The sequence below is a fragment of the Pectobacterium wasabiae CFBP 3304 genome (assembly GCF_001742185.1).
Lineage (GTDB): Bacteria > Pseudomonadota > Gammaproteobacteria > Enterobacterales > Enterobacteriaceae > Pectobacterium > Pectobacterium wasabiae.
On the sequence record NZ_CP015750.1, the window covers coordinates 321,113 to 345,141 of the forward strand.

At 50.2% G+C, this 24,029-nt stretch carries 22 protein-coding genes; 9 read left to right on the forward strand and 13 right to left on the reverse strand.

Annotated elements, in window-relative coordinates; translation table 11 throughout:
• Nucleotides 1-2: 2 nt before the first annotated feature.
• The 5 genes from arnD to A7983_RS01560 all read right to left on the reverse strand — a co-directional run bounded on the left by arnD (nt 3) and on the right by A7983_RS01560 (nt 6,434).
• Nucleotides 3-896 (reverse strand): 4-deoxy-4-formamido-L-arabinose-phosphoundecaprenol deformylase, encoded by an 894-nt coding sequence (arnD, locus tag A7983_RS01540; RefSeq protein ID WP_005970036.1) that lies wholly within the window; start codon nt 894-896, stop codon nt 3-5.
• The gene (gene arnA, locus A7983_RS01545) at nt 893-2,911 is read right to left on the reverse strand and encodes a bifunctional UDP-4-amino-4-deoxy-L-arabinose formyltransferase/UDP-glucuronic acid oxidase ArnA (RefSeq protein ID WP_005970037.1); all 2,019 of its coding nucleotides are present in this window, start codon (nt 2,909-2,911) and stop codon (nt 893-895) included. Before arnA ends, arnD begins: the two co-directional genes overlap by 4 nt.
• A complete protein-coding gene (gene arnC / locus A7983_RS01550; protein ID WP_005970038.1) occupies nt 2,908-3,891 on the reverse strand; it encodes an undecaprenyl-phosphate 4-deoxy-4-formamido-L-arabinose transferase in 984 nt (327 codons plus the stop codon). The genes arnA and arnC overlap by 4 nt, the downstream gene beginning before the upstream one ends.
• Complete coding sequence (gene arnB / locus A7983_RS01555) at nt 3,884-5,032, reverse strand: UDP-4-amino-4-deoxy-L-arabinose aminotransferase (RefSeq protein ID WP_005970039.1); 1,149 nt, start codon at nt 5,030-5,032, stop codon at nt 3,884-3,886. Before arnB ends, arnC begins: the two co-directional genes overlap by 8 nt.
• Nucleotides 5,033-5,267: 235 nt before the next feature.
• Nucleotides 5,268-6,434, reverse strand: a complete 1,167-nt coding sequence (locus A7983_RS01560) for a nucleotide sugar dehydrogenase (RefSeq protein ID WP_005970041.1) — start codon at nt 6,432-6,434, stop codon at nt 5,268-5,270.
• 463 nt (nt 6,435-6,897) lie between these two features.
• On the opposite strand from A7983_RS01560, the gene A7983_RS01565 reads away from it, so the two are divergent.
• From A7983_RS01565 to ybcJ, 3 genes are all read left to right on the forward strand, one after another.
• A complete protein-coding gene (locus A7983_RS01565) occupies nt 6,898-8,445 on the forward strand; it encodes a sensor domain-containing diguanylate cyclase (protein WP_005970042.1) in 1,548 nt (515 codons plus the stop codon).
• A 106-nt stretch (nt 8,446-8,551) separates the two neighbouring features.
• On the forward strand, nt 8,552-9,415 hold the full coding sequence (gene folD / locus A7983_RS01570; protein ID WP_005970043.1) for a bifunctional methylenetetrahydrofolate dehydrogenase/methenyltetrahydrofolate cyclohydrolase FolD: 864 nt from the start codon (nt 8,552-8,554) through the stop codon (nt 9,413-9,415).
• A 32-nt stretch (nt 9,416-9,447) separates the two neighbouring features.
• The gene (gene ybcJ / locus A7983_RS01575) at nt 9,448-9,660 is read left to right on the forward strand and encodes a ribosome-associated protein YbcJ (protein ID WP_005970044.1); all 213 of its coding nucleotides are present in this window, start codon (nt 9,448-9,450) and stop codon (nt 9,658-9,660) included.
• 96 nt (nt 9,661-9,756) lie between these two features.
• Here the strand turns inward: ybcJ and cysS are convergent, their stop codons facing one another.
• The 3 genes from cysS to A7983_RS23820 all read right to left on the reverse strand — a co-directional run bounded on the left by cysS (nt 9,757) and on the right by A7983_RS23820 (nt 12,249).
• A complete protein-coding gene (cysS, locus tag A7983_RS01580; RefSeq protein ID WP_005970045.1) occupies nt 9,757-11,142 on the reverse strand; it encodes a cysteine--tRNA ligase in 1,386 nt (461 codons plus the stop codon).
• 287 nt (nt 11,143-11,429) lie between these two features.
• Complete coding sequence (locus A7983_RS01585; protein WP_005970046.1) at nt 11,430-11,861, reverse strand: DoxX family protein; 432 nt, start codon at nt 11,859-11,861, stop codon at nt 11,430-11,432.
• Between the two features lie 145 nt (nt 11,862-12,006).
• A complete protein-coding gene (locus A7983_RS23820) occupies nt 12,007-12,249 on the reverse strand; it encodes a hypothetical protein (RefSeq protein ID WP_156105179.1) in 243 nt (80 codons plus the stop codon).
• Between the two features lie 33 nt (nt 12,250-12,282).
• On the opposite strand from A7983_RS23820, the gene ppiB reads away from it, so the two are divergent.
• From ppiB to A7983_RS01610, 5 genes are all read left to right on the forward strand, one after another.
• Entirely contained in the window at nt 12,283-12,777 is a 495-nt protein-coding gene (gene ppiB, locus A7983_RS01590; protein ID WP_005970048.1) for a peptidylprolyl isomerase B, read from the forward strand.
• A 10-nt stretch (nt 12,778-12,787) separates the two neighbouring features.
• Nucleotides 12,788-13,510: a UDP-2,3-diacylglucosamine diphosphatase gene (gene lpxH / locus A7983_RS01595; protein ID WP_005970049.1), complete on the forward strand. Its 723-nt coding sequence runs from the start codon at nt 12,788-12,790 to the stop codon at nt 13,508-13,510.
• Between the two features lie 178 nt (nt 13,511-13,688).
• Nucleotides 13,689-14,198 carry a 5-(carboxyamino)imidazole ribonucleotide mutase gene (gene purE / locus A7983_RS01600; protein ID WP_005970050.1) on the forward strand — a complete coding sequence of 170 codons (510 nt, stop codon included), beginning with the start codon at nt 13,689-13,691 and terminating at the stop codon, nt 14,196-14,198.
• A complete protein-coding gene (gene purK / locus A7983_RS01605; RefSeq protein ID WP_005970051.1) occupies nt 14,195-15,265 on the forward strand; it encodes a 5-(carboxyamino)imidazole ribonucleotide synthase in 1,071 nt (356 codons plus the stop codon). The genes purE and purK overlap by 4 nt, the downstream gene beginning before the upstream one ends.
• A 518-nt stretch (nt 15,266-15,783) precedes the next feature.
• Nucleotides 15,784-17,073, forward strand: a complete 1,290-nt coding sequence (locus A7983_RS01610) for an HAAAP family serine/threonine permease (protein WP_005970052.1) — start codon at nt 15,784-15,786, stop codon at nt 17,071-17,073.
• Nucleotides 17,074-17,256: 183 nt separating this feature from the next.
• Here A7983_RS01610 and A7983_RS01615 read toward each other — a convergent pair whose 3' ends face one another.
• Nucleotides 17,257-17,694 carry a helix-turn-helix domain-containing protein gene (locus tag A7983_RS01615; RefSeq protein ID WP_005970053.1) on the reverse strand — a complete coding sequence of 146 codons (438 nt, stop codon included), beginning with the start codon at nt 17,692-17,694 and terminating at the stop codon, nt 17,257-17,259.
• Between the two features lie 370 nt (nt 17,695-18,064).
• Here A7983_RS01615 and A7983_RS01620 point away from each other — a divergent pair, with 370 nt between their 5' ends.
• Nucleotides 18,065-18,532 carry a hypothetical protein gene (locus A7983_RS01620; RefSeq protein ID WP_005970055.1) on the forward strand — a complete coding sequence of 156 codons (468 nt, stop codon included), beginning with the start codon at nt 18,065-18,067 and terminating at the stop codon, nt 18,530-18,532.
• 47 nt (nt 18,533-18,579) lie between these two features.
• Here A7983_RS01620 and A7983_RS01625 read toward each other — a convergent pair whose 3' ends face one another.
• The 4 genes from A7983_RS01625 to A7983_RS01640 all read right to left on the reverse strand — a co-directional run bounded on the left by A7983_RS01625 (nt 18,580) and on the right by A7983_RS01640 (nt 24,018).
• Nucleotides 18,580-19,143 (reverse strand): YolA family protein, encoded by a 564-nt coding sequence (locus A7983_RS01625; RefSeq protein ID WP_005970056.1) that lies wholly within the window; start codon nt 19,141-19,143, stop codon nt 18,580-18,582.
• A gap of 232 nt (nt 19,144-19,375) precedes the next feature.
• Nucleotides 19,376-20,191 (reverse strand): phosphate ABC transporter ATP-binding protein PstB, encoded by an 816-nt coding sequence (gene pstB / locus A7983_RS01630; protein WP_005970057.1) that lies wholly within the window; start codon nt 20,189-20,191, stop codon nt 19,376-19,378.
• A 15-nt stretch (nt 20,192-20,206) separates the two neighbouring features.
• Entirely contained in the window at nt 20,207-21,853 is a 1,647-nt protein-coding gene (pstA, locus tag A7983_RS01635) for a phosphate ABC transporter permease PstA (RefSeq protein WP_005970058.1), read from the reverse strand.
• Nucleotides 21,850-24,018, reverse strand: a complete 2,169-nt coding sequence (locus A7983_RS01640; protein WP_005970059.1) for an ABC transporter permease subunit — start codon at nt 24,016-24,018, stop codon at nt 21,850-21,852. The genes pstA and A7983_RS01640 overlap by 4 nt, the downstream gene beginning before the upstream one ends.
• Nucleotides 24,019-24,029 lie beyond the last annotated feature (11 nt).

Genomic DNA, 24,029 nt, shown 5'->3' on the forward strand with positions numbered 1-24,029 from the left:
ATTTATTCTTCCGTTTGTACGCCAAGCCACCCTTCCCGTCCGAGAAACGGCGCACGTTCAATCCGCCCGACCGGTAACGTAGCCAGATCGTCAGGCAGTAATGAGGAAAGTGGACAAAATTCGATGTGCTGCTGACGGGCGCGAAGCAGTAGTTGGCGGAACAGCGCCAATTTCACGCCGCCTTCAACCTCTGCGTGAATGGTATACACCGGCACGCCACGATCCTGCTCGATGGCATCGAGAATAAAATCGTTGAATTCGCCGTCACTCACGCGCTCACCGATGACTTCATCATAGGTCGGCAGCGTGACGGGGATCTGTGTCGTGCCGAGTTCACCATTTTTCAGGCGTGGCCGAAAAGGTCGGGTGCCGCGACAGTCGCTGTTATAGTCCAGATCCCAACGCTGTTTCATCTCAACGACACGCGGATCGGCTCGCCAGCCAGCCACCGCAGAGCAGCGTACTGGCGAGGGCAAAATCTGCATTAACGCATCCATGCCTTCACGGAATTGCGCCGCCAGTTGTACATCCGACCAGCGGGCAACATTCGCCTGCCAGCCGTGATGATCCCAGGCGTGTAACCCTATCTCATGACCAGCGTCGGACGTCTGGCGGATTAACGCGCCAAACCGTGCGCCAATATGACGCCCCGGCCACGCCGTACCAGCCAGCAAAATATCCCAGCCGTAGAGCGAGGCAGCATTAGAGCGCAACATCTTCCATAGAAAGCGTGGGCGCAGCAGACGCCACAGGTGACGCCCCATGTTGTCCGGCCCGACGCTAAAAAAGAAACTTGCCTGAATATCAAACTCAGCCAGCACCTTCAGCAGCGCGGGCACGCCGTCCCGCGTACCCCGCCAGGTATCAACATCAATTCGTAGGCCAACGCGCGTCATCCCTGCGCATCCGTGGCGTCAACGCTGTGCGGGATATCAACGGTACGCAGAAAATAGTCCAGCGTTTCCGCGATGGTTTGCTCCATCGTCACCATGGGTTCCCATTCCAACAGCCGTTTGGCGTTGCGAATGCTCGGCGTGCGGTGCGCCACATCCTGATAGCCTTTGCCGTAATAGCTGCTGCTTTCCACGTCAATAAATCCGGCGAACGGTGGAAAACGATCGCGCAGCGGGTGAGCATTAAAGCTGGTGAGCAGCATGTCGCCCAGCTCGCGGATACTGGCTTCATTATGCGGGTTGCCGATATTGATAATCTGCCCGTCACACTGGCCGTTGCGGTTTTCAATAATGCGGAACAGCGCTTCAATACCGTCATGAATATCGGTAAAGCAGCGCTTCTGCTCCCCACCGTCCACCAGCTTGATCGGCGATCCTTCCACCAAATTGAGGATCAGTTGCGTAATGGCACGAGAGCTGCCGATCCGCGCGGCGTCCAGCGTGTCCAGACGCGGCCCCATCCAGTTAAACGGGCGGAACAGCGTGAAGCGCAGGCCATTTTTCGCCCCATATGCCCAGATCACCCGATCCAGCAGTTGCTTGGATACGGAATAGATCCAGCGCTGTTTGTTGATCGGCCCGACAATCAAGCGTGAGGTATCTTCATCAAACTCTTTGTCATCACACATGCCGTACACTTCTGAGGTGGACGGGAAAACGATGCGTTTGTTGTAACGCACGCAGTCGCGCACAATCTTCAGGTTCTCTTCGAAATCCAGCTCAAACACGCGCAATGGGTTACGGGTATATTCGATAGGCGTGGCAATCGCCACCAGCGGCAGAATGACATCGCATTTCTTGATGTGGTATTCGATCCATTCGTTGTGGATGCTGATATCGCCTTCCACAAAATGGAAACGCGGATCGTCAAGGAAACGAGCAATCGCATCCGAACTGATATCCAGCCCGTAGATCTCATAGCGATCGTCGCGCAGCAGGCGTTCGGTCAGATGGTTACCGATAAAACCGTTTACGCCGAGGATCAGCACACGTGTGCGGCGTCGCTGCACACGGCTGGAGAGGTTACCCAGCCGAGCCTGTGCCACCATGCCCATTTCCGCCGCCAGTCGGCTGCCCGACATATACAGCCCGGCTTCACGCTGTCCGCTGACAATCTCAAGCGCGTCTTCACCACAGGACACCACCAGCGGCGAGGTCGAAATTATCGAGCCCGGCTCATGCTTCACGCCATTGACGTTCACACTATCGTTTTTCACCACACGAGCACGCCAGATAATCACCTTGCGCTCGCCGAGAAACGTAAACGCCCCCGGATAGGGTTCCGTCACGGCCCGAATCAGGTTGTTGATCTCGCGGGCGCTTTTGTGCCAGTCGATTAGCCCATCTGCCGCCGTGCGGCGACCGAAATAGCTAGCCTGACTGTCATCCTGTGGCGTCAGCGCAATCTCACGCGAACGAATCAGCGGTAGCTGCTGCGCCAGCAAAGTAGCAGCGGCGGTACGACATTTTCCATGCAGTGTCAGCGCGGTATCTTCATCGTCAATTGCCACCACAGACTGCGCGACGATATCACCCGCATCCGCGCGGGAAACCATCTTGTGCAGCGTCACGCCCGTCTGCGTTTCACCGTTCACCAGCACCCAGTTAACCGGTGCTCGCCCACGGTAGCGCGGCAGCAGTGAACCGTGCAGATTAAAGGCACCAACCAACGGTAACTGAAGAATGTCATCGCTTAATAATGTGCGGTAATAGAAGGAAAAAATAACATCCGGTGCCAGCTCCCGAATACGGTTCACCCAGAGAGGATGGTTCACGTCTTCCGGTGCAAACACGGGCACATCCATTTCGGCAGCCGTTTTCGCCACCGACCCATAAAAGTGATTTTCTCCCGGTGCATCACTGTGCGTGAATACCGCCTGAATCTCGTAGCCTGCCAGCCTCAATGCTTCAAGACCGATACAGCCGATATCATGGTAGGCAAATACGATCGCTTTCATTCTTCTTCATCCCGTAAACTGGTAGCCAGTGGCGTTGCCGCACTCACTGTTTTTTGCACAAAATAGCGTGGCCGAGCACGCACATCGGTATAGATACGACCAATGTATTCACCCAATAGCCCCATCCCGACAAACTGCGCACCGATAAACATGAACAGCACGGCAAACAGCGTGAACACGCCCTCTGCTGCCCACTCCGCACCGAAGAACAGACGCAGGCCAATCAACAGCAGTGCCAGCAGGAAGCCCGACAGCGCGACGACGCTACCAATCAGGCTGAGTATGCGCAGCGGCGTCGTGGTCAGGCAGGTCAGCAGGTCGTACATCAGGTTAATCAGCTTCAGAACACTGTATTTGGACGTGCCAAATTCCCGCTCGGCGTGCAACACGTCGATCTCGATGGTTTTGCGGGCGAACGTATTAGCAAGAATAGGAATAAAGGTGCTGCGTTCGTGGCAGCGCAACATTGCACTGACAATGTGGCGACGATAAGCACGCAACATGCAGCCGTAATCCGCCATCGATTTTCCGGTTGAGCGGCGAATCATCATATTGATGGTTTTCGAAGCCAGTTTGCGAAACAGCGAATCCTGTCGATTGGCCCGCACAGTGCCAACCACGTCATACCCTTGCTCTGCGTATTCCACCAGCCGTGGGATTTCCTCCGGCGGGTTCTGCAAATCGGCATCCAGCGTAATCACCACGTCGCCCACCGCCTGCTGAAACCCCGCCATGATGGCCGAGTGCTGACCATAGTTACGGTTCAGCAGCACGGCGATAATGTGCTTTTCCGGGTCGCTCGCCGCCTCGGTTAGCAGTTCCGCCGAACGATCGCTGCTGCCGTCATCGACCAGAATAATCTCCCAGGGTTTCCCGATCTTCCGACAAGCCGCCAGCGTGCGTTCAATCAGCATCGGCAAACTCTCTTCTTCGTTATAAACGGGAATTACAACGGAAACATTTTTGATGTCATCAATCACGAGCAGACTCCAGAATCGAGGTTAACGCCGCGACGACGCGATCGACATCGCTATCCAGCATGTCGGGGAACAACGGCAGCGTCATCAGCGACGCCGAATTCCACTCCGTTTCCGGCAGATGCAAATGGGGATAACGCTCACGGTAATATTTCTGCGTATGCACCGCTCTGAAATGCAGTCCGGTGCCAATACCGTGCGTTTGCAGCGCTGCCATCAGATCATCGCGTGAAATACCGCACTGCGTTTCGTCCACGCGCACCATAAATAGATGCCAGGCATGCAGATGGGGATAATCAGGAACGGCCAGCGGCTGGAGTGGCAGCGCGTGCAACAGTGTGAGATAACGCGCGGCAAGCTGCTGACGGCGGGCGTTGATCGCCGAGAGTTTATCCAATTGAACCAGCGCAATGGCCGCATTGATATCCGCCAGATTGTATTTAAACCCCGGCGTCACCACTTCAGCCTGCGGCTTGCGTCCCTGCAACTGCCTGTCGAACGCATCAACACCCAGCCCGTGAAATTTTAGGCTGCGTATACGCTCAGCGAGTGCTTCGTCGTCCGTCACCACCATGCCACCTTCTGCACAGGTGATATTTTTAATCGCGTGAAACGAGAAAATAGCGGTTCCACGCGAACCGATCCGCTCATCACGATATTGAGTACCGACGGCGTGCGCCGCATCCTCAATCAGCGGAATGCCGTAACGTGCGCTGAGCGCACGCAACGCATCCAGATCGGCAGGCACACCAGCATAATGCACAGGAATAATCGCTTTAGTCTTCGGCGTAATAGCGGCTTCAATGTCCTGCGGCCGCACTATCAACGTATGCCGATCCACATCCACCATGACCGGCTCCGCCCCCAATAGCGTGATGATATTGACGGTTGAAACCCAGGTCTGAGACGGTGTAATCACCTCATCGCCGGGGCCAATACCAAGCGCCATTAACGTAACGTGCATTCCACCTGTTGCAGAACTGACTGCAATCGCCTGTCGGCAGCCAAATTGTTGGCAAAAAGCCTGCTCTAACTGCTGACATTTCGGACCCGTGGTTATCCAGCCGGAACGTAATACTTCCGTCACGGCAGCAATTTCCTCGTCGCCCATGGTCGGGCGAGAAAAAGGCAAAAAATCCGTCATAACGTATTCCCAAAATAAATAGTGGCGACAAATCATCATTCAACAGTCTAAATAATGAAGCCTTAAGCCGACCTTAATTTATTACGATAGCCATAAAATCATAGATAAACGACACCACATGGCATAGCGTAAAAAAATGCGTACTCAAAGAGATATAATTAATTACAATGTATAAATGAACTTTTCTCTAATGGGCGAATGACAAAATATCGGCCCATTGATTTACGCCAAGAATTCAATCTTCGCCAAATAAATCTCGCGTATAGACTTTACCCATCACATCGTTTAATTCATCGGCGTAACGATTGGTAATAATAATGTCACACTGTTGTTTGAAGCTGTCGAATTGGTGAATGACAGGAAAATCCAGAAAATTGTCATCATCAATGCCCGGTTCATAAATCACGACATTGATTCCTTTCGCTTTTATCCTTTTCATAATGCCCTGAATGGAGGAAAAACGAAAATTGTCCGACCCCGCCTTCATGATAAGGCGATAGACGCCAACGGTTTTAGGGTGGCGACGGATAATCGTGTCAGCAATGAAGTCTTTCCGCGTATGGTTAGCCTCTACGATAGCCTTGATCAGATTATTCGGCACGGTACGATAATTAGCCAAAAGCTGTCGAGTATCTTTCGGTAAGCAGTAGCCGCCGTAGCCAAAAGAAGGGTTATTGTAGTAATCGCCAATACGGGGATCGAGGCACACACCTTCAATAATCTGCCGAGAGTTCAACCCCAGAGATTCAGCATAGCTATCCAACTCATTAAAGTAGGCCACCCGCATTGCCAGGAAGGTATTCGCGAATAACTTTATCGCCTCGGCCTCTGTCGGGTCGGTAAATAGCACGCGAACATCTTTTTTTAATACGCACTCCATCAATAGGTTAGCGAAAAATCTTGCTCTTTCTGACCGTTCACCCACCACAATCCGTGATGGGTAAAGGTTGTCATGCAGCGCCTTTCCCTCACGTAAAAACTCGGGCGAAAAAATGATGTTATCCGTATCCAACTGTTGGCTGATTTTCTCCGTAAAGCCAACAGGCACCGTCGATTTAATCACCATAATAGCCTGTGAATTAATCGCCAATACATCGCGAATGACCGCCTCTACCGATGAGGTATTGAAATAATTGGTCTGCGGATCGTAATCCGTCGGCGTAGCGATAATCACGAACTGCGCATCGATATACGCCTCATGCTTATCCAGCGTAGCCGAAAAATCCAGCGTTTCATGTTGTAAAAAACGCTCAATTTCGGCGTCATGAATCGGCGATTTTCGTTGATTTAACAGCGCCACTTTTTCAGCCACAATATCCAACGCCACAACCTGATGCCGTTGTGCTAATAGTAATCCATTCGATAACCCCACATATCCCGTTCCGCTAATGGCTATTTTCATGCAAAGCTCTTCATCTCAGTATTCGCTAAAAAACCATACGTTACCGCAGTATCTTTGCTATTTACCCATCTGAGTAGTCGTGTTGGTTTTCAATTTATTTCCGGTTAAACCCACACAATTAGCAACTACATCACTTAAAGAAAAACTGCCCTCACACGTCAAAAACCAGGAACGAAGTATCATTTATCATTAGCAAATTCAGTTAAACGATAATTAAACAGAGTGCATTTAATGATAAATAAAAAAAACCCTTACACCTTCTGAGATTTTTAAATCATTAACATGAAAATAAATTTTCATGAGGCGATGTAATACAACGTAATTTATCTTGAAAGGCTCTCTAAGCGTGATAGACGGATGATGCCAGCAAAAAACATAAGCTAATTTCATCAATTCCAACGCAGGCGGCAGAAGCGTCTACACTTATTATCAGTCATCTCTCTGGCTAAGGATGGAAAGGACAATGAGGGTCAGCACGCACAACAAAGACAGTTGCTACCACATGCCACTCCAAAAGTTGATGCTTATCTTTATGTTATTCATCATCACAACCGTAGTGGCACTGAACGGGTGGACGGTATTCAACTCTCACCAACAGCTTATCGATTCCACAGAGCGAAACGCCAAAAATCTGTCGCTGTCGTTGGCACGCCATGCCGAAGATACCTTTCTACAAGTCGATATCTTGTTACAGGATTTGCAAGAACGTATCGATAAAGATGGTTTATCACCAGCGCAAATAATCAGGCTCGGCGATATTTTAAAAAACAGGAAAACCACGCTGCCACAACTGCACGGAATCCTTATCTACGATGAGAAAGGTGAATGGCTGGTAAGCTCGGCAGGAACTAAACCCACCAATGCCAATAACGCTGACAGAGAATATTTTAGATATCACCAAAACAACGTCAACAAAGACATGTACATCGGCAGCGTGATTACTAGTCGCTCTACTGGCGATCTGATCATTCCGGTTTCTATGCGTATCAGTAAACCAGACGGCAGCTTTAACGGCGTGCTGCTCGCCACCCTCTCGCTGAACTATTTCAAACAGTATTATGGCTACTACTCCATGGGGAATATGGACGTGCTCGCCATTCTACTTTCCGACGGCCGGATTCTGTACGGCCGCCCCTACGACGATTCGTATATCAATCGAAATGTGTCAAGTGGCCCACTCTTTTCAGAATATCTGAGACAGTCCGAAAGCGGGACCGCGACGTTTGTCTCGACGCTCGACCACATCGAACGTATTTATGGCTACACAAAATTAAAGCGTTACCCCATCGTTATCGCTGCGGGTTTCGATCTTGAGTTGGTTCTCAGTAAATGGCGAACGGACAGTTTGGTCTACTGTGCCATTACGCTCATTTTGCTGCTCACGATGACCCTGCTGGGCCTGATCGTACTGCGGCAGATCCGCATGAATTTAAAAAATCAGATCGATTTAACCATCGTGCGTGATGAGCTCACGTCGGTTAACCATACCCTGCAAACGCTGGCGTTGTTTGATGGCCTGACAGGCTTGGCTAACCGCCGCCAGTTTGATATTTTCCTACAGCAAACCCTCTCGCGAGTTGCCGGTACGCAGCAGTGTATGGCGCTGATCATGATCGACGTTGATGCCTTCAAGAAATATAACGACCATTATGGGCATGTGGCTGGCGATGAGTGCCTGCGCAAAATTGGTCGCATCTTGAACAACATGCCGAAGCGTAAAGAAGATTTAGTCGCCCGTTATGGCGGCGAGGAATTCGCTATCATCATCACTGATACCGATAAGCAAGGTGTGATCACGCTCGCTCAGCGCGTACTGGATTTAGTGCGGGAGGAAAAAATCCCCCATGAAATGACGCTGTTTCCAGAAAAGATCGTCACCATTAGCGCCGGAGCCTATGTGTTCTGCGTCGATAACCCACTGCCAGCGGCAACATCCATTATCGATATTGCCGATGCCGCGCTGTATCGCGCCAAAAATGGCGGTAAAAACCGGTTCGAGGTCAGTGAATAGCGATATCAATTGGAATTAATGTTGACGCAATGCCTGACAGCACGCGCAGGTTCTGACAAAATAGCGGCCATCTCCCCCTATTTCAAATTGATGGGTCTCATCTCAGATGGCAGCAAAGATTATTGATGGTAAAACGATTGCGCAGCAGGTCAAAGACGAAGTTGCCGCACGAGTCACGCAGCGTTTAGCTGAAGGAAAACGCGCGCCGGGTCTGGCTGTTGTACTGGTCGGCGAGAATCCAGCGTCACAGATCTATGTCGCCAGCAAGCGCAAGGTGTGTGAAGAAGTTGGCTTTATCTCCCGCTCTTATGATTTACCCATCACCACCACAGAATCAGAGCTGCTAGCGCTTATCGATCGGCTCAACGCCGACCAAGCGATCGACGGTATTCTGGTTCAGCTTCCGCTGCCGGAAGGCATTGACAACACCAAGGTCATTGAACGTATCGCACCAAGTAAAGATGTGGATGGCTTCCATCCTTACAACGTGGGCCGTCTGTGCCAGCGTGCGCCAATGCTGCGCGCCTGTACGCCACGCGGCATCATCACGCTGCTGGAGCGTTATAATATCGACACCTTCGGGCTGAATGCCGTTGTGGTTGGCGCATCCAATATTGTTGGCCGTCCGATGAGCCTGGAACTGCTGTTGGCTGGCTGTACCACTACCGTTACGCACCGTTTTACCAAAAATCTGCGCCACCATGTTGAAAACGCCGACCTCTTGGTTGTTGCGGTGGGCAAGCCGGGCTTCATCCCTGGCGAATGGATTAAACCGGGCGCAATCGTGCTGGACGTGGGGATCAACCGTCTGGAAAGCGGCAAAGTGGTCGGCGATGTGGAATTTGAAACGGCACAGGAAAGAGCGTCTTACATCAGCCCTGTACCGGGCGGCGTCGGCCCCATGACCGTTGCCACACTGATTCAAAACACGCTACAGGCGTGCGAAGAGTATCATGACCACGCCGAATAATTGGCGAGTCAAACACGAATAAGCAGGAACTTATGGCAACTTTTAATCTTGAAAAACATCCGCACGTTGAACTGTGCGACCTCTTGAAATTGTTGGGCTGGAGTGAAAGCGGCGCGACGGCCAAACTAGCTATCGCCGCAGGCAACGTGACCGTCGACGGCCAGACGGAAACGCGTAAGCGCTGCAAAATCATCGCAGGGCAAACCGTTCAGTTCAATGGCGAGACGGTAACCATCGCCGAGTAACCTTTGCGACGTTGATGATGCCGAAAAAAAGCCCGCGATTTATATTTGCGGGCTTTTTGTTAGCTGAACTGAAAGCATGTTTACTGAGATAAAGGGTTACTTACGACGCCAGATCGTTCCCTGCGAGCCGTCTTCCAGCACAATTCCCATTTCATTTAACCGATCGCGTGCCTGATCGGCCAGCGCCCAGTCTTTCGCCGCGCGTGCGTCTTTACGCTGCTGGATTAACGCTTCGATTTCTTTCACTTCATCGTTATCCACCTGCGCGCCGTTTTGCAGGAACTGTTCAGGATCTTGTTCCAGCAGGCCAAGCACGCCGGACAGTTTACGCAGTGCCGATGCCAGTTGATTCGCCGCCTGCACATCTTCCGCTTTCAGGCGGTTGACTTCTCGTGCCATATCAAACAGCACCGAGTAGGCTTCCGGCGTGTTGAAATCGTCATCCATCGCTTCGCGGAAACGTGCTTCAAACTCGTCACCGCCGTGCGCCGCAACATTGAGATCCGTTCCGCGTAATGCGATATACAAGCGTTCTAACGACGCACGTGCCTGTTTCAGGTTATCTTCGCTGTAGTTCAACTGGCTACGATAGTGGCCTGACATCAAGAAGTAGCGCACGGTTTCCGGGTCGTAATACGCCAATACGTCGCGCACGGTGAAGAAATTGTTGAGCGATTTTGACATCTTTTCACGGTCAACCATCACCATACCAGAGTGCATCCAGTAATTCACATACGGGCCATCGTGCGCACAACGGGATTGCGCAATCTCATTTTCATGGTGCGGGAACATCAAATCTGAGCCGCCGCCGTGAATATCAAAGTGCTCGCCGAGCTGTTTGCAGTTCATGGCAGAACATTCGATGTGCCAGCCAGGACGCCCTTCCCCCCACGGAGAAGACCAGTGAGGCTCACCCGGTTTGGACATTTTCCACAGCACGAAGTCCATCGGGTTACGTTTTACGGCTGTAATTTCAACACGCGCGCCAGCCTGTAACTGATCCAGATCCTGACGAGACAGCGCACCATAGCCCGGCGCGGTATCAACGGAGAACATCACATCGCCATTGCTCGCCACATAGGCGTGGCGACGGGCAATCAGCGTTTCTACCATTTCGATAATATCGGCAATATGGTGCGTCGCCCGCGGCTCGGCATCCGGGCGAACAATATTCAAGGCATCAAAATCTGCATGCATTTCTGCGATCATGCGGGTCGTCAGTTGGTCGCTGGTTTCCCCATTTTCGATCGCACGTTTAATAATTTTGTCGTCAATATCGGTGACATTACGCACATATTTCAGTGAATACCCCAGATACCGCAAATAGCGCGCCACCACATCAAACGCCACGAAAGTACGCCCGTGACCGATATGACACAGGTCATAAACGGTGATGCCACACACATACATTCCCACCTGCCCGGCGTGGATAGGTTTAAATTCCTCTTTTTGGCGACTCAGCGTATTAAAAATCTTTAGCATCAGGACGTTCCAGTGTTTTTATAAAAAAATGGTTTTCACAAAAAATGGTCTTCACAAGAAAAATAGTGTTCACACGATAGGTCAATTGCCGTCGCGGTTAGCGTCAGTAACATCAATACATTCAGGGTTTACACCCTAACAGCGTATTGAAACCTGAACCCTACTGTATTGCAAGGTTAAGAAGCGGGAATAAGCGAGAAAGGATAAAAATGAAATGGCCCGGAAAATCCGGGCCATTTCATACAATCGGTGCTGTTGACGAAAAAACAATCTGCTGACAAAAACGATCAGCGCCAGCGTGGATTCGACATCACTGAGTATTTTCCGCTACCGAGCAAGGCAATAGCGATACCCGCAAAGAAGAAGACTGCGGTGCCTTCAACACCCCAGGCACCGGTTTTTGCCAGCGTGAAGAAACCATCAGGGTGAACCAGCAACGTCGCGACGAGCATAGTGAAAGAGAAAATCAGCGCGGAAGGACGTGTAAAAATACCTAAAATCATCAGGATCGGTATGATGACTTCGCCAGCATAGACACCGTAGCCAATGAAAGCAGGAAGCCCAGCATTGGTCAGCATACCTTCAATGGCACCAATCCCACCGTGCAGCTTGTGCCACCCGTGGAACAGCATCAACACGCTGAAAGATACGCGCAGAAACAGCTTGCCAAAATCCGGTTTGTCTAATAAACGATTAACACCATCCAGAATACCCAGCATAGTTCACCTATCTCTTTAGAGTTATTTGGGAAAATAAGAGTTACTCTCAGATTAATCTGAGCCAGAAAAAAAGAATACATTGATTACGCAAAACATTGATCTGGGGCAACAAAAATATCATTCAAATAAATTAACCATAATATAGTCATTTAATCAATTTATTTGCTTTTAAAAATCCACATTGCGTGATGAATGTATTCATCAATGCACACTTAGCCACAGATTCCCCTTGCCAAGGATTACCTAAATAAGAGTAGTACACATTTTTATACGATTTTTCAATCACACTCGTCGCCAACCAAGCCGCAGCAAGAGCGAAATACTGACTCAATCGACCAGTTATGCTATAACAGCGCTCTTGTTGCTCACCGCCTTTTGTGGGCAGCACTCTTATCACTAAAGCTATCTAGGGTTCATTATTATGATTACGCTTCATACCAATCACGGCGATATCGTTATTAATACGTTTGCAGACAAAGCGCCAGTTACCGTAGAAAACTTTCTGAACTACTGCCGCAGCGGTTTTTATGACAACACGATTTTTCACCGTGTCATTAATGGTTTTATGATTCAGGGCGGTGGCTTCGCTCCCGGCATGGATCAAAAAGAAACCAACGCGACAATCAAAAATGAAGCCAACAATGGCCTGAAAAATACGCGTGGCACGCTGGCGATGGCTCGTACTAACGATCCGCACTCAGCAACAGCTCAGTTCTTTATCAACCTCGTTGATAATGATTTCCTGAACTTCCGTTCAGAACGTGCCGATGGTTGGGGCTACTGCGTTTTCGCTGAAGTCACCGACGGCATGGATGTCGTTGATAAAATCAAAGGCGTGGCAACTGGCCGCAGCGGCATGCACCAGGACGTACCGAAAGAAGACGTGGTGATTACCCACGTAACGGTCAGCGAATAATCCGACCTGCATGGCAACGCTGTTCATTGCCGATCTGCATTTGAGTCTTCATGAACCGGCGATTACCGCCGGTTTTCTGCGTTTTTTACGTCATGATGCGATTCATGCTGATGCGCTGTACATCCTTGGCGATCTGTTCGATGCCTGGATTGGTGACGACGATCCGCAGCCGCTGCACGCAACCATCGCCGCTGAACTGTATGCATTACATCAGCGTGGCGTCCCTTGCTATTTCGTACACGGTAATCGTGATTTTCTGATCGGCAAGCGTTTCGCCAAACAGAGCGGAATGACGCTGCTGCCGACGGAAACGGTGCTTAATCTCTACGGTCAAAAGATTCTCATCCTGCATGGCGATACGCTGTGTACTGACGATTTGGCCTATCAAAAATTTCGCCGCCGCGTACACAACCCACTGATTCAGCGACTGTTCCTGCTATTACCTTTATCGCTTCGCCTGAAGATTGCTGCCAAAATGCGCGCCAGCAGCCAGCAGGCCAATCAGAAAAAATCGCAGCAGATTATGGATGTCAATCACGATGCTGTGCTTGAACGTTTACGGCATCATCAGGTGACAGCGATGATCCACGGCCACACTCATCGGCCGGCGATTCATCAGGTCTCTCTCGGAGAATCTCATGGCCGTCGTGCCGTTCTCGGTGCCTGGCATGAAGAAGGGTCGATGATTACGGTTACACCGCAAAATATCGAACTGATTTCCTTCCCATTTTAATGCGTTTCCTACCATTGACTTAACAATTGCTCACTTAATCTTACGTGTATTTCCGCATACGCAACCGTTTTCCTCACCATAATGGCGTGATATGCTCTACGCCCTCAACGCCAGACCCTCTCTGTCTGGCCGACGCAATATCGTCACGAACACGTACAATTACAGGAGCGTCACAGGCATGTCATCCAACGTTGCCCCGGCTAAAATTGCCATCGTCATGGGTTCAAAGAGTGACTGGGCCACTATGCAGTTTGCTGCGGAAATCCTCACCACGCTGAACATTCCTTTTCATACCGAAGTCGTTTCCGCACACCGGACGCCAGATAAACTATTCAGCTTCGCTGAGCAGGCGGCACAACATGGTTTTGATGTGATTATCGCGGGTGCAGGCGGCGCAGCACATCTGCCGGGTATGCTGGCAGCGAAAACGCTGGTTCCTGTGCTCGGCGTGCCGGTACAAAGCTCAACGCTGAGCGGTGTAGACAGCCTGTATTCCATCGTTCAAATGCCGCGCGGTATCCCGGTCGGCACGTTGGCAATTGGCAAGGCGGGCGCAGCGAATGCCGCTCTGCTGGCCGCACAAATTCTCGCCCTGCATGATAAAGGCATCGCCACCCGACTGGCGGACTGGCGTCAAGCGCAAACTGATGATGTACTCTCTCATCCCGATCCGCGGGAGGAGGCATGAAGCCGGTCTGCGTATTAGGCAATGGTCAGTTAGGCAGAATGCTCCGACAGGCTGGCGAACCGTTAGGTATTGCGGTTTACCCCGTAGGGCTGGATGCAGAACCAGAATCGGTTCCGTTTCATAATAGTGTGATTACCGCCGAGATCGAACGTTGGCCAGAAACCGCCCTCACTCGCGAATTGGCTGAACACACGGCGTTTGCGAATCGCGACATTTTCCCACGTCTGGCCGATCGCCTGACGCAAAAGCAGTTGCTAGACTCGCTGAATCTGGCAACCGCGCCCTGGCAATTGCTGGCCAGCGCCGATGAATGGCCACACGTTTTCACCTCATTAGGTGAACTCGCGATCGTTAAACGCCGCGTCGGCGGTTACGATGGCCGTGGGCAATGGCGCTTGCGTGACGGAGAACAGCAGACGCTGCCCGCTGATTGTTACGGCGAGTGCATCGTTGAGCAAGGGATTAATTTTTCTGGCGAAGTCTCGCTGGTGGCCGCCCGCAATACGCACGGCAAATGTGTATTCTACCCGTTAACCCATAACCTGCATCAGGATGGTATTCTGCGTACCAGCGTAGCTTTCCCTCAACCTGATCTGCAATTGCAACAGCAGGCTGAGCAGATGCTGTCTGCGATTATGAATGCGCTAGGCTATGTGGGCGTGATGGCGATGGAGTGCTTTATTGTCGGCGATCGCTTACTCATTAACGAGCTGGCTCCACGCGTACACAATAGCGGACACTGGACACAAAATGGCGCATCGATCAGCCAGTTTGAACTCCACCTGCGCGCCATTCTGGATCTGCCGCTGCCGGTTCCGGTCGTCGAAACACCGTCGGTGATGGTCAATTTGATCGGAACCGATGTGAATATCGACTGGCTGGCGCTGCCACTGGTGCATCTGCACTGGTATGAGAAAGAGGTTCGTCCTGGCCGTAAAGTCGGACATCTCAATCTACCGTCGTCGGATGTCGTACAGTTGCGACACACGCTGCAATCGCTGGCTCCTCTATTACCAGAGGAATACCACAGCGGCTTGGCGTGGGCAGAAGAAAAACTCACTGCCTGACGATCGGCTTATCCGGCAGGTTGCGATCTGCCGGATAACTCTCATTAGATCACAACGCATCTGAGCACAACGCGATTAGAGGCAGCAACAGGCGCTACACCACCAATTCGTCCCCGAAAAGAGAAAACCATCGTTACACGTGAAATCAGAAAAATTGCGTTTATTATTTAATCTGATTTTTACTTTATTTATTGTTCGTTTTTTATCACCTGGTCTTTAAATAAAGTATCAATAATGAGCTATTGGGAATATTTAAATTAAAGTATCAGTATTGATATTTTAATTTGCGAAAAAATTTATTAAAATAATCCTCATCATTCCATTTCTGTGATCGCTTCAATATTATTCGCTGACCACCACGATATAGAATGCCGCCGCAAAACAGTATTGATCTGTTGACATAATTAGCACTATGTCTTGTTCATTTTTTAAACTTTGTAACGGCAAGTTGCCGGTACTGTAATTTTTATACCCCAGCATGGGGGATATTAATGTGTTCACCGAGGAGAAACCACTAAATGAGCACAATTCAAGATAGCAGCCACGTGTTAGAACAGGCTTCAGGATGGCGTAAAAGCGATACCGTCTGGATGTTAGGCCTCTATGGCACAGCCATCGGTGCTGGCGTGTTATTCTTACCTATCAATGCTGGCATTGGTGGTTTAATTCCGTTAATTATCATGGCGCTAATTGCCTTCCCGATGACGTATTATTCTCACCGTGCATTATGTCGTTTTGTATTATCCGGCAAGAAAAGTGGCGAAGATATTACTGAGGTCGTTGAAGAACATTTCGGCGTTGGTGCGGGTAAATTAATCACTTTGCTTTATTTTTTCGCTATTTATCCGATTCTATTAGTTTATAGCGTTGCCATCACCAATACGGTAGATAGTTTTATTACTCACCAATTGCATTTGCCTTCTCCACCGCGAGCCGTGCTGTCATTAATATTGATCCTCGGGCTAATGTTTATTGTCCGTTTCGGTGAAGCGATGATCGTTAAGGCTATGAGTATTCTGGTTTACCCTTTTGTTGCCGTGCTGATGTTACTGGCGCTGTATTTAATTCCGAACTGGAATACCTCTGTTTTTGAAAACATTTCTTTGAGCTCCAGCGTAACGGGCAACGGTCTGTTGGCGACATTATGGCTAGCGATCCCAGTGATGGTTTTCTCCTTCAACCACTCGCCAATCATCTCCTCTTTCGCTGTGGCCAAGCGCAAAGAATATGGCGATGACGCAGAGAAAAAATGTTCACGCATCCTATCTTACAGCCACATCATGATGGTGTTGACTGTGATGTTCTTCGTCTTCAGTTGCGTACTGAGTCTTTCTCCGACCGAGCTGATGGAAGCCAAAACGCAAAACATTTCTATTCTGTCTTATCTAGCGAACCACTTTAACAATCCAGTAATCGGCTATCTGGCCCCGGTTATTGCCACCATCGCGATCTCCAAATCGTTCCTGGGTCACTATCTGGGTGCTGGCGAAGGTTTTAACGGCATGATCGTGAAAACCCTGCGCAGCAGAGGAAAAACCATTTCCAACACCAACTTGAACCGCATCACGTCGCTGTTCATGCTGATCACTACCTGGATTGTCGCGACCAAGAACCCGAGCATTCTGGGTATGATCGAAACGTTGGGTGGCCCGATTATCGCTTGCCTGCTGTTCCTGATGCCGATGTACGCCATCCAGAAAGTCCCAGCGATGAAAAAATACAGCGGCCACATCAGTAACGTCTTTGTTACCTTGATGGGACTGATCGCTATTTCCGCCATTGTTTACAGCCTGCGCGATCTACTGTAGGCCCCGACACTAATTTAACGCAGGAACGTTGTTCAACACGCCCGCGTTTTGCCACGCAACTTGAATTATTTAGGGGATCAATAGCGGGTGAAAAACTGATCCTGTCGCGTTAACTGTCTGGAGATTAACGCGACAGTCGGAAGTAATCTGGGGGTTTAATACGAGTAATATCGGATTAAACCTTTATTTTTTATCGCTTTCAGGCAGCGACCAGACGATATTGTTTTCAGCCGCCGCGATGTACCAATCCACGGTGCTGTTAGCTGGTTTCTTGATATTTTCATGTTTGGTAAGCGCTTTGGCAGGAAACGTCGCGGCTTTCTTTCTGATACGCAAAGGGGTCTGTTTTTTCTTACCGCTGATCTGCGCATGGAAGGATTCTACTTCCGCATCGAAGAGCACGCCTTCAATCTGATGCAAACGGTTCAACCCACGCAGAATAGACAACAGGCTGATGAGCGTAATGGATTCGCCCATTTCAGCCCGTTTGATCGTTGCAATCCCGAGCCCCGCCCGTTCGGCAAGATCGACCTGCGATAAACGCTGCTGGATTCTGGAATCTCTTATTCTCCGGCACAGTTCGGTAATAATTTCGCCTTCATTCATGGTGCTGAATTTCATCTTACCCGCCACTTACCAAAGTCATAAAATTGCGCGCATTTTATCATCAATTTTTCAAATGGTACGGATAATTGATGACCGATAGTCATAATTTTTCATGATTTAATGAAACCACGAACATCCCATCAGGCGGGTTATATTAATGAAAACCGTCAAACAATTTAATCATTAAAACCATAAAAAACAGCCAAAGAAGGTTTAATTAAAAACCAAACAAAAACAATAAATTAAAAGAAAAATCAATAATTAACAAAATAAAAGAGACGACAAACACCTTAACTAAGATAAAATTTGTTCTATATTCATACAATTGCACGGCATAACGATTCTCTACTATTGAATCTCACCCTCGCAGGGAAGGAACCTACATATGAGCATCACGAGTCTTAATGGCATAACCCACTATTCTGCCCCATCAGTAAACCGTAAGGAGCGCACGGAGAGTGCATTTTCATTCGGTAATAACGACATGGCAGGAACAAATACCCAGTCAGTCTCCCCTGGTACATCTACAGCGGTTCAGTCAAGTAGACTATATAATTTCTCCAATATGACACCGCAGGAAGCGCTTGATGCAACAAAGGCACTCACGGCTTCCGGCGATATGTCATTTGAAGAAAGTCTGGAAATTGGTATGGCGGCGCTGCTCATTTTGCATCCTCCGCTTGACGGTGCCACTCCTGCCGATCCCAACCAAAAAATCAATTTTATCCAAATGCTCAAAAACGGGATGAATGGTTCGTTGTCACGCGGCGAGCACCTACATGCAGAACAACAAAGAGCAGTATTGGATAAGTTAATGCAGCTTGGTTCAACACCAATTAGCATAAAAATCTAATTACAAGCAGGTTCTTCTTTTGGAAGAACCTGCTGAAAATATACTGTTTATCGAATATTCAATGAAGTACCAAGCGTTCGAAAAGGAAAATTAGTCGACGTGGATTGATAACGGAAGGTTCCAGACTGCAAGCCGTCACCGTTGAAATAGGCCATCCATCCCACATAAGTCGAACCTACAGGGCATGACTCAGTATAGTTTCCGCCAACGACGCAGACACCGTTAACCTGATATGGGCTCTTTTGCACACCATCAATCCAACCAAAGCGATTACCGCCATAGCCGACTTCCAGCACCGCAATGCGCAGTTGCGCTCCACCATGATCCTGAGCCGTCGCAATCTTATTCGGGCCAATATATTCCCAGGCTCCGCCATTCTGCGTTGATGCCACAGCATAAACATAGACGGAACTCAATGCAGGCGCTGGCGCACGAAGAGGCTTATAGTCCTGAGAAGAGGATTCATTTGCAGATGTTGGATTCTCCAGAAGAGGAGAGTCAAATGCTGTAATGGCTTCCGCCACTGGCTCTTCTATATCCTGAGAATAAGCCGGAAAAATAGCACTAACCAACATACTTAATGCAAAACCAATATATATTTTCTTTCTCATCCTGAGTAATTCCATTTAAATGTAGCCCATTGCTACAAATAAACTATGAATCAAAATATTATTTTTTCCAGTAATTAAGTCACCGAAAAATAAAAACATTTACATAAAAATGAAATGATTGTAAATTAATTCATTCCCATTGGAACATTAAACACATTAATAATATCATTACCATTCACAATTAAATGATATTCCTGGTAATGATATTGCATTCTAATATTTAAGTAAGAATCTAACCAAATCGCCCGGTAATATAATCTTCCGTGCGGCGCTGCATCGGAGAGGTGAATAGATCGTCCGTGCGGTTGTACTCAATTAACTTACCCTGATTGATAAATGCGGTGTAATCCGACACACGGGCCGCCTGCTGCATATTGTGCGTCACTAACACCAGCGTAAAGTGCTGTTTTAGCGTTCCCATTAGTTCCTCGACAATCAGCGTCGAAATCGGATCGAGCGCAGAGGTCGGTTCATCTAACAACAGCACTTCTGGTTCAATGGCGATAGCACGGGCGATCACCAAACGCTGCTGCTGTCCGCTGGATAACGTGAGCGCGTTGTCGCTCAATCGATCCTTTACCTCATGCCACAGCGCCGCTGAGCGCAGCGCACGCTCAACGGCATCATCCAGTAAGCGCCGATCGCGTAGCCCCTGCAATCTCAGGCCATAAATCACATTTTCATAAATTGACTTGGGAAAGGGATTCGGACGCTGAAAAACCATACCGATGCGGCGACGTAATACCGCAACATCCAACTGCGGATCGTTAATTGGCATACCGTTCAGCCTGATATCGCCTTCGGTACGGCAATCATCCACCAGATCGTTCATACGATTAAAGCAGCGTAACAGGGTGGATTTGCCGCAACCAGACGGCCCAATCAGCGCTGTGACCTGATTCTTCGGAATGCGAATCGAAATATCGTTCAATGCCTGTTTATTGCCATAGTACAGATTCAGATGTTCCACGGTTAACGTCGTCTGCTCATCACTCAGTTGATGAACATCAGGCAGCGGTGCCATCTCCTTTTGTGTCATAAATCCCATAACTTCATCCTACTTTCAGAGTGATAACGACCGATATTTCTCACGCAAAACATGGCGAATCCCAATTGCAGCAAGGTTCAACCCGACCACAATCAATACCAGCAACAGCGCGGTGATGTACACCAGCGGCCTTGCCGCTTCTACATCCGGGCTTTGGAATGCCAGATCGTAGATTTGGAACCCCAGATGCATAAATTTTCGCTCAAGATGCAGATAAGGGAAAATGTCATCAACCGGTAAGACCGGCACCGACTTCACCACACCGACCAACATCAGCGGGGCAGTTTCCCCTGCGGCACGCGCCACGGCAAGGATCAACCCCGTCATCATCGCGGGAACCGCCATTGGCAACACGACGTGCCACAGTGTTTCGGCTTTGGTTGCCCCCAGCGCCAGTGAACCGTGGCGTACGGACATCGGAATACGTGACAACCCTTCTTCTGTCGCCACAATCACCACCGGTAACGTCAGCAACGCTAGCGTCAGCGACGCCCACAATAGCCCCGGCGTACCAAACGTCGGGTTCGGCAACGCTTCAGAATAGAACAGTTGATCCAGCGTGCCACCGATGAGATAAACAAAAAAACCTAATCCGAATACACCGTAAACAATCGATGGCACCCCAGCCAGATTAACCACCGCAATCCGTACCCAGCGCGTTAAACTATTTTTCCCGGCGTATTCATGTAGGTAAACCGCCGCGATCACCCCCAGCGGCATCACTACAATGGACATCAGCACTACCATCAGTACCGTGCCAAAAATGGCGGGAAAAAGCTGGCCGGTGCTGTTATTGTCCGACGAGTAGTGCGTCAGCATATATTTCGCCTGCTGGCCCCAGTGGCGGACTTTTTCCCACAGGCTCATCGCATTAGGATACCAGGCCTGCTCAATGTCTCTGAGCGGGATAAGATGGACGCTGCCGTTCGCATCCCGTAACTGCACAGTATCGCGATTAATGTCTAAATTGAGTGCAGTTAACTGGCGCGATAGTTCATCAAAGCGGCGTTGCAGTTCGATACGTTCTGCCTGAAGACGGGCGAGCGCCTGATTATCCAGCGTCTTTGCCTGCTGTCGCTTTTTCTCTTCCAGCCGCAGCGCCTCAAACTGCTGGTTGATCTTTGCCATCTCGCCCATGCGAATTGCCTGCGTCTTCGCGAGCAATCCCTGCACCTGCTCGACGCGATGCTGTAGGGTTGCAGGGAGATCCGTCGCCACCAGCGATTGCTCTCCCTCCTGCATCCCTGCCAGGTAGCCGTAGGCAGTACCATTGTTCGTCCGCTTTAACACCAGAATATCGGCAGGGTTATCAAATTTGATAATGTCGCGGGACAGCAGCGCGCGAAAGCTCTGCCCATAAATTTCACGCTGGCCAATTTTGATCAAATAACGGGTTTCTTCCTTCCCAGACGAAGACGCTAAATCGGCCTGTTGCAACTGCTGAGGCGAAAGCGTCTGCTCGGCATAAATTTCCCCTATCAGCGCACGTTGTACACCCTGTTCAGGCTGTAACGCCAGTAGCCAGACGGGCTGCGGCCACAGATAACGCATTCCCTGCCCTGCCAGCAGCACAATAATCGCCAACATCGCCAACAGGCTGATTGAAATTGACGATGCGGTCAGCCACACCCACGGTATTCCCGAACGGAACCAGCGCTTCACACGTTTTCTCCTTCATCACGGTAGCGTTGGCGCAAGCGCTGCCGGATAATTTCAGCCAGCGTATTCACGATGAACGTGAAAACAAACAGCGTTAATGCGGTTAAAAACAGCACCCGATAGTGACCACTGTTCGTTACGGCTTCCGGCATTTCAATGGCGATATTCGCCGCCAGCGAGCGTAACCCCTGAAGCAAACTTTCATCCATAATCGGCGTGTTGCCCGTCGCCATGAGTATAATCATGGTTTCCCCTACAGCGCGGCCAAAACTCAGCATCAGCGCGGCAAAAATTCCGGCACTGGCCGACGGTAGTACAACGCGCCACAAGGTTTGCCACGCTGTCGCCCCCAGCGCCAACGATCCCTGACTTAAGCGCACCGGCACGCTGAACAAGGCATCTTCCGCTAGCGAAAAAATCAGCGGGATCAAAGCGAAGCCGAGGGCCACCCCCGCCACCAGCGTATTACGTTGGGCAAAATCGTCGCCCAACCATTGGTATAGTGGCTGCCCCAGTACCGCTATTTCGATATGTGGCGCAGCCCAACAGCCAACCACGAATGTCAGCAAAATGGCGGGGATGAGAAATAACGCGTCCCACCCCGCAGGGAAACGGGCGCGCCAGCGCGTCGGCAGGCACTCAATCAACCAGCCACAGCCAAGCACGGCCAGCATCCATAATATCGGCATGACCAGAATGGCGGACAAATAAGTCGCAAAATGTGGTGCTAACCAGATGGCCGCAATCAGGCCGATAACAACCGTCGGCAGCGCGCCCATGATCTCCAGCGTGGGCTTAATCCAGCGTCGCAGCGTCGGCGACATAAAGCAGGCCGTGTAAATCGCAGCGGATAGCGCCAGCGGCGTGGCAAACAACATGGCATAAATCGCCGCTTTCATGGTACCCAACATCAGCGGCATCATGCTAAATTTGGCCTGATAGCTGTCATCCGCAGACGTGGATTGCCAGATATAAGCGGGTTCCGGGTAGTTCTCATACCATAGCTTTTGCCACAGCCCACGCCAGCCAATGTCGGGATACGGATTATCAACCTGATAGCGATGCCAACCCTGCGCCGTTTCAATCAGCATGGCAGAGCCGCGCGGCGAAAATGCCAGCCCCTGCGCCTGCGCCGGTAATGTCTTCGTCAGCAGCGCATGCGATTGTTTACTGGCAAACAGTGACAGTTCACCCTGTGCATTTAATGTGGCAAATACGCGTCGCTGCGCCTCCGTTGCCAGCAACACCGATTCCCCTGTAACGTGTGGAAACTGACGCGTTTCCGTCAGCCTGGCACCCTTTTCACTCGGAACTTCAAACCATTGGCTAATTCGCCCGTCAGCGGCCTGCACCAGCAACGAGCGTCCGCCGGATAACAGCGCCAGATGCAGGGGTTCCACCCGTTGCAATTGCCGTTCCTCACGCAGCGTCAGCGTATTTTCTCCCACTTGCCACAACGTTAAGGTATTCCCGCTGAGCAAATACACTTGCTGTCCGTCTGGGGTCAGCAGTAATTGGCTAATCGTCCCCGTTGGAAGCGGAATAGGTGCCCGTTGCCGCACACCATTTTCATCAATATCGGCAATAATCAGCGTATTTTCCTGCCCAATCGCGGCGACAACGACATGCTTTTCGCCTACCGCCGCTATCGCCAGATGACGCAGCGGTTGCGCGGGTAGCCCAAGTGAATACGCCTGCTCACCCAACGGATACGCCCAGACAGGAGAACGATTTTCTGTCCTCGACAATGCAGGCTGAACGAAAAGCAAACGACCATCGGGTTGGCTCAAAGCATAAATCTGTCGCTCGCCCTGACTTTGCGCCAGCAAACTCAGCGTAGGAACCAGTTGAATACGCGACATAGGCTGATTTTCCGCAAACGGAATAAATTCGCCATATCCCTGAGCGTCGATACGAAACCCGATTTGCCCATTGTCGCTGAGTCCCAATGCCAGCGACGGTTCGGCAGTGTGGCGTTGAACCGTTTTTTGCCCGTTGACCGAAGGGGAAAGGAACAGTGGCGTCACCACATACAGTAGATAGAAGAAGATTAACAACAGCATAGCCAGCACCAGCAGGCCGCTGCCCGCCACAATGCGGTGCACCAAACGATCTACCCACGCTCGTCGACGATCTCGATACTGTAATGTGCTGCCGGTTTTTACCATTATTCTCGCCG